9 protein-coding genes are annotated in these 11,435 nt (G+C 63.3%); 3 read left to right on the top strand and 6 right to left on the bottom strand.

Annotated elements, in window-relative coordinates; translation table 11 throughout:
• Positions 1-155: 155 nt before the first annotated feature.
• The 3 genes from ACAX43_RS31400 to ACAX43_RS31390 are packed head-to-tail and all read left to right on the top strand — an operon-like array spanning position 156 to position 4,147.
• Positions 156-830, top strand: a complete 675-nt coding sequence (locus ACAX43_RS31400; protein ID WP_370712229.1) for a response regulator — start codon at positions 156-158, stop codon at positions 828-830.
• A 14-nt stretch (positions 831-844) separates the two neighbouring features.
• Positions 845-2,131 carry a sensor histidine kinase gene (locus ACAX43_RS31395; protein ID WP_370712228.1) on the top strand — a complete coding sequence of 429 codons (1,287 nt, stop codon included), beginning with the start codon at positions 845-847 and terminating at the stop codon, positions 2,129-2,131.
• A 9-nt stretch (positions 2,132-2,140) separates the two neighbouring features.
• A complete protein-coding gene (locus ACAX43_RS31390) occupies positions 2,141-4,147 on the top strand; it encodes a VTT domain-containing protein (protein WP_370712227.1) in 2,007 nt (668 codons plus the stop codon).
• A gap of 192 nt (positions 4,148-4,339) precedes the next feature.
• Here ACAX43_RS31390 and ACAX43_RS31385 read toward each other — a convergent pair whose 3' ends face one another.
• From ACAX43_RS31385 to ACAX43_RS31360, 6 genes are all read right to left on the bottom strand, one after another.
• Positions 4,340-5,845, bottom strand: a complete 1,506-nt coding sequence (locus tag ACAX43_RS31385; protein WP_370712226.1) for an ATP-binding cassette domain-containing protein — start codon at positions 5,843-5,845, stop codon at positions 4,340-4,342.
• Positions 5,842-6,768 carry a branched-chain amino acid ABC transporter permease gene (locus ACAX43_RS31380; protein ID WP_370712225.1) on the bottom strand — a complete coding sequence of 309 codons (927 nt, stop codon included), beginning with the start codon at positions 6,766-6,768 and terminating at the stop codon, positions 5,842-5,844. Before ACAX43_RS31380 ends, ACAX43_RS31385 begins: the two co-directional genes overlap by 4 nt.
• Before the next feature lie 12 nt (positions 6,769-6,780).
• A complete protein-coding gene (locus tag ACAX43_RS31375; protein WP_370712224.1) occupies positions 6,781-7,656 on the bottom strand; it encodes a branched-chain amino acid ABC transporter permease in 876 nt (291 codons plus the stop codon).
• A 99-nt stretch (positions 7,657-7,755) separates the two neighbouring features.
• Entirely contained in the window at positions 7,756-9,021 is a 1,266-nt protein-coding gene (locus ACAX43_RS31370) for an ABC transporter substrate-binding protein (protein WP_370712223.1), read from the bottom strand.
• Positions 9,022-9,204: 183 nt separating this feature from the next.
• Positions 9,205-10,143 (bottom strand): LysR substrate-binding domain-containing protein, encoded by a 939-nt coding sequence (locus ACAX43_RS31365; RefSeq protein ID WP_370712222.1) that lies wholly within the window; start codon positions 10,141-10,143, stop codon positions 9,205-9,207.
• The gene (locus tag ACAX43_RS31360) at positions 10,140-11,387 is read right to left on the bottom strand and encodes an amidohydrolase family protein (RefSeq protein ID WP_370712221.1); all 1,248 of its coding nucleotides are present in this window, start codon (positions 11,385-11,387) and stop codon (positions 10,140-10,142) included. The genes ACAX43_RS31365 and ACAX43_RS31360 overlap by 4 nt, the downstream gene beginning before the upstream one ends.
• Between the last annotated feature and the right edge of the window lie 48 nt (positions 11,388-11,435).

Raw genomic sequence — 11,435 nt, 5'->3', positions numbered from 1 at the left:
GCGGCGCGCCCGGCCTGTTGCCGAAAGCGTGCTTTGCCACCTACTATCGAAGCGAAATGGTTCAAGATGTCCCTCCGCTCCCCACAAAACGCTTCGGATGCTAGTTCGCAAGACTTAGATTTGACTTAGCACGCTGATTGACCCTGGTGACAAGCATGAGAATCCTGCTGGTGGAAGACGACGAAATGATCGGCGACGCCATCGTCGAGGCATTGAAAGACGCAGCCTACGCGGCCGACTGGGTGCAGGACGCCGAATCGGCGACCGGCGCCCTGCTCGGCCGGGAGCATGATGTGATATTGCTCGACCTCAATCTGCCGAAACGCGACGGTATCGAAGTGCTGAAGTCGCTGAGATCCAAAGGCAGCAAGGCGCCGGTCATCATTCTTACCGCGCGCGACAGCGTCGAGGACAGAATTGCCGGCCTCGACGCGGGCGCCGACGATTACCTCGTCAAGCCGTTCGAAATCGGCGAACTGCTGGCGCGCCTTCGTGCAGTCACCCGCCGTCTCGGCGATCATGGCGATACGAAAATGACGAGCGGATTGCTCACGCTGGACTCGGCCACGCATCTCGCCGTGCACGGCGACACCGAGTGCCGTCTCACGAGCCGTGAGTTCTCGCTGCTGAGCGCGCTGCTGATGAAGCCCGGCACCGTGTTGTCGAGAGTCGATCTGGAACGCAAGCTTTATGCATGGCAGGAGCAGGTCGAAAGCAACGCGGTGGAGGTCTTGATTCACGGCATCCGCAGGAAACTGGGGGCGTCTGTCATACGCAACGTACGAGGTGTCGGATGGTTGGTGGACAAGGAAAGCAGTCAAGCTCTCTGACATTGCAACTGTCGGTGTGGATTGGGTGCGTCATCACGGCAGTGGGTGTCGTTGCCTGTGGTCTGTCGTTCTTCTTTGCCTATCAGGAAGCGCGTGAGTTGCAGGACGGACAACTGCGGGAAATCGCGGCGCTGATCGACAGCGGGGCGCTCGCCTTCACCGGCACCCGTCCCTCGATCGAGAGCTCACAGGATGCGGCCGTCAAGGTGGTGATCGACAGGTTGAACGGCACGCCGACGGGTGTCGTGCAAACCGCCGGACTCGCGATCCCCGACAACCTGACCGACGGATTTCATGACCTGGAAAACAGCGCGCAGAGCTGGCGCGTCAATATCCGAACGCTGCGCGGCGGCGAGCGTATCGCGGTAGCCGAACCCGCCGCACTGCGTGACGAAATCGCTCACGACGGCGCAATGAGAACGCTCGTTCCCCTACTCCTTCTGCTGCCGGGCCTGTTCGTCGTCATCGTGGTGATCGTCAGGACGAAACTGGCGCCGCTCACGCGCCTTGCAGGCGTGGTGGATCGTCAGACCGACACGTCGCTCGAACCGCTGCCCGAAGAAGGCATTACGCACGAGGTATTGCCGTTTGTCCGGTCGATCAACGCACTGATCGACCGGCTGAAGGAAGCGATCGGTCAGCAGCGCCGGTTTGTCGCGAGCGCGGCGCACGAACTGCGCTCGCCGCTGGCGGCGCTGTCGTTGCAGGCCGCCAATCTGGGGGCCACCATTGCGTCGCCGGATGCCCGCGAGCGGCTGACCGCCTTTCAGTCGGGATTGCGCCGCACCCACCGGCTGGTCGAGCAACTGCTCTCTCTGGCAAGGTCCGAACAGGCCGCGCTGGAGCAACCCCGCGCGGTCTCGCTGCGCGCCGTGGCGACCGAGGTCATCAACGCCACGATCGGCCTTGCCTGCGAGAGGAATATCGACCTCGGCGTCGAGCACTGCGACGAGATCAATGCCGTAGTCGATGTATCCTCGCTCACGGTCGTGCTGCGAAATCTGGTCGACAACGCGGTGCGCTATACGCCTCCGGGCGGGAGGGTGGACGTGTCGGTGATTCAAGCAGGCAACGAGGTGATCTTCGACGTGGCCGACACGGGCCCAGGCGTTCCGCCCGACGAACTCACGCATGTGGTGCAGCCGTTCTACCGGCTCGACCATTCGGTTTCATCGGGAAGCGGACTGGGGCTTTCCATCGTCTCGGAGATTGCCCGCCGAACCGGCGGGCGCCTCGTGCTAGAAAACATCGCGGGCGGATTTCGCGCGCGCTATGTCCAACCGTTACGCCGGAACGGCTGATCGCGCACGATGGAGCACGCCTACCTCCACCTTTTGCATCTGCTTGCCGGTCATCCTGCATGGACGCTCACGGTCGTCTTTCTTGCGGCGTTTCTGGAGGCCATCGCTGTTATCGGCACCTTCATCCCCGGCAGCACGGCAATGTTCCTCGCCGGCGCACTGGCCGGCACCGGCTCGCTGAGCCTTGGCTGGATATTCCTGTGGGCGATCGCCGGCGCCATCGCCGGGGACGGCATGAGCTTCTGGATCGGCAGCCGCTACAAGGACAGGATCGTTCAGCTTCGGCCGTTCCGCAAACACCCTCAGGTTCTCGACGCAGGACGCCGCTTCTTTCAGAAACACGGCGCAAAAAGCGTCGTGTTCGCCCGCTTCATCGGCCCCTTGCGGGCGATCGTGCCGGTGGTGGCGGGCATGCTGGGCATGCCGCCGCTGCGCTTCTACGCGATCAACGTCCTGTCGGCGCTGCTGTGGGCGCCCGCGCATATCCTGCCAGGCGTCGTATTCGGTGCCTCGGTACTGCTGGCCGGCGCAGTGTCGTTCCGCCTCGTCGTCATCATCGCGCTGCTGACGGGCATCGTCTGGTTGAGCTTTCGTGCTACGGGCTTCCTGCTGTCGCATGCCAGCGGCTGGTCGAACGCGGCAGGCCGTTATCTGGGAAGTTGGGCTTGCCGTCACCCCGGCCCGTTCGGCCGTTTCGCGCGGAGACTGTTGGACCCCGAACAGCCGGATGCGAGCAGCATCGTCGTGACATCGCTGGTGGTGCTGGTGTCGGGCGCCCTCTTCTTCGGGGTCCTGGAAGACGTCATCACCGGCGATCCGCTGACGCGCGTCGATCTGTCCGTCTATCACTTCCTGCAATCGGTGCGCACGCCGTGGAGCGACGCCGTCCTTGCGGGGCTTGGCACGCTCGGCAGTGTCGTCACGCTATCGGCGCTGATCGTGACGGTCATGCTGTGGATGCTGTGGGAACGACGTTGGCGCACCGTCGGTTACTGGCTCGCCGCAGTCGTGTTTTCCCAATTGCTGATCTTCGCTTTGCAGTTCGCGATGCACCGCGCGCCGCCCAATGAACTCATGTCCGGCGCCTACGTGTTTCCGAGCAATCACGTCGCCGCGACTGTGATCGTCTATGGCTTCCTCGCGTTCCTGCTCGCGCGCCGGGTCGGCATGGTGGAAGGTTTGCTCGTGGCGAGCGTGAGTACGATCGTCGTGATCGTGGTCGCGCTGGCGGGACTCAACTTCGGCAGGTACTGGGTCTCCGACGCGATCGGCGGCGCGGCGCTCGCCTACATCTGGGTGGCGATCGTTGCGCTGACGGCGATGTTGCGGCATCCGGAAGTGCCGCCCACACGTGGATTCATGCCGGTCGTGATTCTGGTGGTGATGCTCGTGAGTGTCGGGGTGCAGCTCGGCGTCAATCCACCGGCGCCGCCACCGGACAGCACGCTCCGCCCGCCACCCGTGTTAATCACGCAATCGCAATGGACGATGTCCCTGTGGAAAAGATTGCCGTGTTATCGCTCGGACATGGGCGGCGACCGGAAAGAGCCGCTCACGCTGCAGTGGGTGTCGAGCCTCGATTCGATCAAGGGGCAACTGCACGCCCAAGGTTGGATAGAGGGAACGGACCTGTCCCCGCACAGCCTGCTCTCGCTTGCTTCGCCGAACGTCGCGGCGGTGTCGCTGCCGGTGTTGCCGAAGCTGAACAACGGCGTGCCTTCGTCGATGGTCTTCATGCGTCCCGGCGACACTCGCGACGAACGCGACGTGCTGCGCTTCTGGCCGAGCGGTTACGCCGTGGAAAACGGCGCGTCGACCACCCCGCTGTGGGTCGGTGCTTTTTCCCACGAACGGCTCGCCCGGGCATCGTGGCCGATCAACATCTTGCGGGTCGACCGGGAAGCGACGTCATTCGATGCTCACGCAAAAACGCGTGCCGGCCTCGACGCGGCCCTTGTCGCCAAGGTGAGTTGCCACGGCGTGCCGGTGTCGCTGCTGGCCTCGCCGGTGAACTGAGTGGCGCGAGACCGCTGTCTGCCTGAATGCGCGTGTTCGCCGTACCAATGAGGAAATCGCTCTGCGCTCAACCACTTGGCGGGTTTGACCAGGACTTGTCCACAAGGATATGAACATTTTCTGTGGATAACCCGCACAACGTGATCCGGTGAACACCAGGCATTCACCGAGCGCCATCCTGATCGCGTAGCGTCAGCTTGCCGAACTGTCGATTGGCGCCGCAGCCACCGCTTCCAGGTAGCCGCGACCCATCTCCCGCTCGAAGCGCGACGGATCGCCCTCCCACACGATTCGGGCATGCTCCAGGACATACACGCGGTCTGCATGAGGCAACGCGAAGGTGACGTTCTGTTCACCCAGCAGAACCGTGATCGGCGTCGTCCGTTGCAATAACTCCATCGCTTTCGACAGTTGCTCAAGTATCACCGGCGCAAGCCCCAAGGTCGGTTCGTCCAGGATCAAAAGCTTGGGCTGCATCATTAGCGCACGCGCAATGGCCAGCATTTGCTGCTCACCGCCCGACAACGTACGCGCCGCCTGGCCCTGGCGGGACTTCAAAATCGGAAACAGTTCGAAAAGCCACGCCAGTTGATCCGAACGCACAGCGTTGGAAAGATGGTACCCACCGAGATCAAGATTTTCGCGCACGGTCATATCGCTGAAAAGCTCCCGGCTCTCAGGACATTGCACCACGCCCGCGCGCGCAATCGCCGCACCACTCTTGCCTCTTAAATCCTGTCCGCCGAACCGTATCGTGCCCTCGTAAGGCAACAGCCCCGAAATGGCATTGAACAACGTCGTTTTGCCGGCACCGTTCAGGCCCACCACCGAAACGAACTCACCCTCGCGCACATGCAGGCTTACGCCGTCGAGCGCGCGCGCCTTGCCGTACAGCACACCGACATCCTGCACCTCCAGGATCGCGGGCCTGCTGCTCACTTCGCCTGGCGCCCGCTCCCGGGTCTCGATCTTGCCGCCAAGATAAACCCGCCGCACCGTCTCGTTCTGCATCACCTCCTCGGCCGTGCCCTCGGCAACATGCTCGCCGAGATACATGGCGAGCACCCGGTCCGCCAATGCCGCCATACTCTTGACGTTGTGATCCACCAGCAGCACAGCGCGGCCCTCGGCGCGAAACCCACGAATCAACGCTGCGAACGATTCCGACTCGTTTGCGGTCAGCCCGGCAAAAGGCTCGTCGACGAGCACCACCTTCGGATCCCGCGCGATCGCCTTTGCCATCTCCATCCGGCGCAGATCGGCGAAAGGCAAGGTGCCCGGGTAGCGGTGCATCACCGCGCCAAGCTCGACACGCTCGGCGATTTCGCGGGCCCGGCGGTTCACATGCGGATCGGCGGCAAGCTTGAGCAGCGAGTCGGGCAGGAGCGCCAACTTGATGTGCTCGAGCACTGTCTGCCGATGTAGCGGACGCGAGTGCTGAAACACGATGCCCACCCCCGCCCGGGCAATCCGGTGCGGCGCCCACCCCGCCATCTCCGCGCCGTCGACCTTGACGGAGCCGGCATTGGGCCGCTCGATGCCCATGATCAGTTTCATCACGGTCGACTTGCCGGACCCGTTCGGGCCGATAAGCCCAAGAATCTCGCCGGCCTGAATATCGAAGCCGATGTCGTTGACCGCGAGAAGGCCACCGAAACGCTTGACCAGGCCGCGCACCGCTAGACGGGCTTCGCTCATTTTTGCTCTCTCACTCGCAGCAGGTTGCCCAGCAGCCCATCCGGAACGAACAGGATGACCGCCAGCGCCACGGCTGCAACCACGAACGTGTTGATCTGACCCAGCGGACGCAGAAACTCGCCTGCCACGATCAGGAACACCGAGCCCAGCACTGCGCCCAGGATGGTGCGGCGGCCGCCGAGCACGGCGGCGATAATGATCTGGACGCCTACGCCTAAGTCAACCACCGTGCTGACGGAAGCGGTGCCCTGGTAAAAGACCAGCATCGCGCCCGCTACCCCCGAAAACACCGCACTGACGCAAAAGGCCGCGAGTTTGTGCTTGGTCACATTGAAGCCGAGCGCCTGCGCACCAACCATGTCCTGGCCGCTCGCCTGCAGAATGAGGCCGATGGCCGAGCGCGACAAGCCGAACAGCAAGATCGCGCAGACCACGAGAAACGCGAGCGCATACCAGTAGTTGTTTTCCGCGCTGATCGACATGACGTCGGGCACCGTCATCCCGATCTCGCCGCCGGTGACGCCCGCGAAGATCACGATCGAGTTCTGCAGCAGCAACACTGCGACGAGTGTGACGAGACCGAAATAGGGGCCGCGCAGACGCAGTGCCGGCAGCGCCAGCAGGAGCCCGCCGATCAGCGCGACCAGGCCGCCGGCGATGATGCAGACCGGGATCGGCGGTCCCCACCTGGCGTCGAGTATGGCGGCACTGTAGGCACCGAGACCGATCAGGAAAGTGGGACCGAAGTTGACCTCGCCGGCAAAGCCGAACAGCAGGTCCCAGGCCATCGAGAAGACGCCGAAGTAGTAGGCAACCGTGAGGATGCCGAGGATGTAGCCGGACACCCATAAGGGCAACGCTGCGGCCGCTAATGCCAGCAGCAACGCGGCCCACAGTATCCGGGAGCGAAGCAGATTCGTCACGATGGTCTCCTGCTAGCGCCGCCCCAGAAATCCCTGCGGCCGGACATAAACGACCAGCACCAGCAGCAGCAGCGCGGGCAACGGCCGCAGCGTGGGCGCGATGAGATAGGCGGTGATGGTCTCGAGATACCCGACGACATAAGCAGCCATCAGCGAGCCAGAAACGCTCCCGAGTCCACCCAGCACGACGATCGAGAAAGCGCTTGCCGTGAGCTGTCCGGTATTGTTGGAGCTGACGCCGAGGAACGACGCGAGCAGTACTCCCGCGACGCCCGCGAGCACGCCGTAGATCGTCCACGCGAGGAGGTAGACGCGGGAAAGCTCGAATCCGAGTAGCGTCAGACCGCGCGGATTCATCGACGCAGCAAGCAGCGCCTTGCCGGCGCGCGTGCGGTTGACGAACAGCCAGAGCAACCCGATGACGGCCCAGCAGATCACCGCGATCATCACTTCATTGAACGGTGTGCGTACGCCCGCAATGTTGGCGACGCCCGCGATCAGTGGGCGCATCGTTATCGGGTTGTCGGTGAAGAGCCAGGCCATGCCCTGCTGGATCATGATGCCCCAGAGAAGCGTGCCGGTCAGCACGAAAATCTCTTTCTCCTCGCGGGGGATAGCGGAAGAGCGCTGGATCGGCCGCACCACCATCAGGTAGGTGGCGTAGGCCGCGATCAGTCCGGAGAGAACGCCCAACAGGGTGCCGGCATAGGTACCGAGACCGGCCTCCCCCGCGAACATCCAGCCCATCAGCGCGGCTACCAGCATGACGCCGCCGTGAGCAAGATTGAGAACACCCGATACGCCGAAGATCAGCGTGAAGCCGATCGCACCCAGTGCGTAGAGGGAACTGATGGCAAAGCCATCGACGAGAATTTGCAACCAGACCATACCCAACCCTTTGGCCCGGCGAACCGCCGGAATCCCTGGATGAGAGACGGCCGGGATCAGGAGCGATCCCGGAGTGCGGCGCCTTTCTGTCTTGCGATGCTAGTTTGCGGATGCCTGCTGCAGCTTGATGAAGGACGGGAACTTGACCTTCCCGTTAGCGAGTGCCTTCGGCCAGATCGCTACCTGCTTGCCATCCTGCCATTGCAGGTTGATGCCGGTGATGTAGCCAGGGCCGTACTTGAGCGCGTGAGTAAACTCGTCGTTCTTGCCATAGAATTGCCAGCGGCCAATCGTGCCGACGTAGTCGGTCTTCTCGAGCGCGTCCACCATCTGGTCAGGATCTGTCGAGCCCTTGTTGCGCTTGATGGCATCGGCGAGGATGTAGACAAGATCGTAGCTGGTGAATCCGCAATAAGCCGGCGAGACCCCGAACTGCTTCGTGTAGGCGTTGATGAACGGCTCGGTCTTCGGCGTGATCGCCACGCCCGGCGCCGCGGCAGAAGCAGTGATGACGCCTTCGGTTGCGCCGTTGGTGTCCTTCCAGAAGCTGGTGGTCGTCGCCTGCGAACTCTGGCCGGTCAGCGGGATCGGCACCTGCTGATCATGCCACTGCACCGTAGGCTGCACGCCCACGTGGCTGATGCCCGTGGTGATCACATCAGGGTGCTTGCTTTCGATCTGGTTAAAGATCGGTGTGAAATCCGAGGTATCGGGATTGAAGCGAATGTGATCCAGTACCTTGAGTCCGGCCTTTGGCAGGCATTCCAGGAAGCGCTCGTCGAGTGGCTTGGTCCAGGCGGCATCCTCGCTCATCACGACAGTCGACTTCATCTTGAACTGACCGACCAGAATGTCGTGCGAGAAATCGCAGATCGACTGTGCAATGAACGCGGAGGTCATCCAGCCGTGGAACGTGTACTTGTAATGGGCGTAGTCGTCATGCACATGCTTGGAGATATCGTTGCTCGCCGCGCCCGGCGTGATGAACGGCATCTTGAGGCGCGCCGACCAGGGCTCCATTGCCAGCGCCACCTCGCTGATGTAGCTGCCGATCACCGCCACGACCTTGTCCTGAGTGGCTGCGCGCTGGAAGGCGCGCACCCCGTCGGACGCCGACGAATGGTCGTCGTAGGAAATGATCTGGATCATTCTCCCGTCGACGCCGCCGTGTGCATTGATTTCGTTCGCCGCGAGCTCCGCGGCCTTGGTGATGGACGCGCCGGCCACAGCCGACTCCTCGCCGATCACCCCGATCTTGATGGGATCGCCTGCCGCATGTGCCGAGACCGTGACGCCGAGCGCCGCCAATATCGTACCGGTCTGGATGACGCGATACAGATCCCGCCACATTTTTATTCTGGACATAGTCTGGTCTCCGAGTCTTATTCGATCGTGGAGCAACATGCGACAGATACGCTGCCTCAATTAAGGGTGCGCAGACAACAATAGCATTCGCGTCAGCAGTCCTACATCGGTATAAACGATTAGGTGTCCAGCACAAGAAGTCCGGCGGCCGCGCTCGCGATCCGCTACTTCTACCGCCCGCCGTTACAGCCGCGCCTCGACTTCACTGACTATGTGCGTGAGCGTCTCGTCCAGTACCGCGATCAGGTCTTCCACATGCGTCGAAGCGGCGGGACTGCGTGGTTTGAGGCGTAAGGTGTGAAAGGTCATCGCCGGCTCGAAGCGACGGAACACCAGGCCGCTGTCGAGAAAATCGTAGGCGGCCACCGGGTGGACCAGTCCGACGCCGACATTCTCCCTGACCAGCGCGCAAACGTTGACTGAATAACGCACGATGGCTGCAACCTGCGGTCCCAGGTTGCCCGGATCGAAAATCCAGTCCATGCCCCACCGAACCATGTCCGACGGCTCATAGGAAATGACCGGCCACGCGCGCAGATCGTCGAGCGTGATGACCGGCCGGCTCGCGAGCGGGTGATGCGCCGGCACGGCGCAGACCGCATCGAGCTTCGAGAACGAGACCGCATCGGTTTCGGCGAAATCGATGGTATCGGTCACCAACCCCAGCGCGAGCGTACGCGCCACGACCTGATCGCGAATCAGTTGCGATGAGCCCGTCGTCAGGCCGATCCTGACAGTCGGATACACCTCTCGAAAACGCGCGATGGCCCGCGCAAAATATCCGAGGCCGAAAGACAGCACACTGCCCACGCGGATTGTCGCCATCTCGGGGCTGCGCAGCGACAGCGCGAACTCGCGGATGTTGTCGAGCCCCGCGTAGCGCCGCTCGACTTCGGCGAAAAGCGAATAGGCTTCGGCGGTCGGCTCAAGCCGGCCGCGTTCGCGGTTAAAGAGCGTGAGCTGGGTCGAGCGTTCCAGATCCGCGATCAACCGGCTGATCGCGGACTGGGACAGGTTGATCAGCTGCGCGGCTTTAGTCGACGTGCGTGCGAGCATCACCGCCCGAAAGGCATCGATATGGCGGAAATCCATCTTCGGCTCGGCGTCGGCCCGCTCGGTCATGCGCGCGCCAGTTCGTCGAAGTGAATCCTGCCGCCCTTCATCACGAGCGGAATGCGCTCACCCTGGCCGAGCAGGCAGTCGACCGATTTGAGCGGATTGCCGTCCACCACCAGCACGTCGGCGAACGCGCCGGGAACGAGGCGCCCGAGCCGGTTCTCCATGCCGAGCACCTCGGCGCCCACCACCGTGGCGCTGGCGATGATCTCGCCAGGCGACAGCACCTCGGCGCGAATCCGGAATTCGTCGCTCTGCAGCCGCTGCGACTCGCCCAGCAGATCGGAGCCGAAGCCCATCTTGACGCCGGCGCGCTTGAAAATTTCGAGCGAGCGCAGACCTGCCTCGTGCACGTCCGCGATCTTGGCGACGCTTTCGGGCGGCAAGCCCAACCTTGCGCCCTCGTTCGAGAGCGCGTCGTAGGTGACCAGCGTCGGCACCACATAGGCGTGATGTTCGGCCATCACGCGCGCCGTTTCACTGTCGGCGAGGTTGCCGTGCTCGATGGTGCGCACGCCCCAGCGCACCACGCGCTGAATCGCCTCGGGCGTATACGCATGCGCCAGCACATAGGTGTGACGGCTGCGCGCCTCGGCGACGATGGCACGCACTTCATCCTCCGAATAGCCGAACGCGCCCACCGGGTCGGTCGGCGAAGCGACACCGCCGGACGCCATGATCTTGATCTGGTCGGCGCCCATCTGCAGTTCCTCGCGCGCGGCGCGGCGCACCGCATCGACGCCGTCCGCGACGCGCGCAAGCGCGCCCACGCGCACGCAGCATCCACACGGCGCATCCGTTTGCAGGTAATCCGTGCGCTCGCGCATGTCGCCGTGACCGCCGGTCTGGCTCAACGCGCGGCCGGACACGAACAGGCGCGGGCCTTCGGCCAGGCCCTCCTCGATCGCGCGCTTATGCGCGTAGCCCGCGCCGCCCGCATCGCGTACCGTCGTGAAGCCGCGGCGCAGCATGCCGCGCATGATCGGCACCGAGCGCAGGGTCACCAGCACGTTGGGCAGATGCATCTGCCGCGCCAGATTGAGTTCGGTGGCCACCACGTGCACGTGCAGGTCGATGAGGCCGGGCATGATGGTCTTGCCCTTGAGGTCGATGACACGCGCGCTGCTCTTGATCGGCCGGTCCGACACTTCACGCACCAGACCGTCCTCGACCAGCACGTCGTGGCCTTCGAGCAACTCCGTGCGCAGCGGATCGAGCAGCGCACCGTTTCTGAACAGCACGGCTTCCATGTGAATCTCCTTCAGTTATTCGATCGAAGCGGCGGCCGCGTGCCGCCC

The organism is Paraburkholderia sp. IW21 (assembly GCF_041321145.1).
Classification (GTDB): domain Bacteria; phylum Pseudomonadota; class Gammaproteobacteria; order Burkholderiales; family Burkholderiaceae; genus Paraburkholderia.
Note: the sequence above shows the minus strand (reverse complement) of the source record. Positions and strands in the feature narration are given on the sequence as shown.

What these genes read in the sequence shown, in the direction of transcription:
- ACAX43_RS31400 (WP_370712229.1), top strand. Translation starts at nt 156, where the DNA reads ATGAGAATCCTGCTGGTGGAAGACGACGAAATGATCGGCGACGCCATC.
- ACAX43_RS31390 (WP_370712227.1), top strand. Translation starts at nt 2,141, where the DNA reads ATGGAGCACGCCTACCTCCACCTTTTGCATCTGCTTGCCGGTCATCCT.
- ACAX43_RS31385 (WP_370712226.1), bottom strand. Translation starts at nt 5,845, where the DNA reads ATGAGCGAAGCCCGTCTAGCGGTGCGCGGCCTGGTCAAGCGTTTCGGT.
- ACAX43_RS31375 (WP_370712224.1), bottom strand. Translation starts at nt 7,656, where the DNA reads ATGGTCTGGTTGCAAATTCTCGTCGATGGCTTTGCCATCAGTTCCCTC.
- ACAX43_RS31370 (WP_370712223.1), bottom strand. Translation starts at nt 9,021, where the DNA reads ATGTCCAGAATAAAAATGTGGCGGGATCTGTATCGCGTCATCCAGACC.
- ACAX43_RS31365 (WP_370712222.1), bottom strand. Translation starts at nt 10,143, where the DNA reads ATGACCGAGCGGGCCGACGCCGAGCCGAAGATGGATTTCCGCCATATC.
- ACAX43_RS31360 (WP_370712221.1), bottom strand. Translation starts at nt 11,387, where the DNA reads ATGGAAGCCGTGCTGTTCAGAAACGGTGCGCTGCTCGATCCGCTGCGC.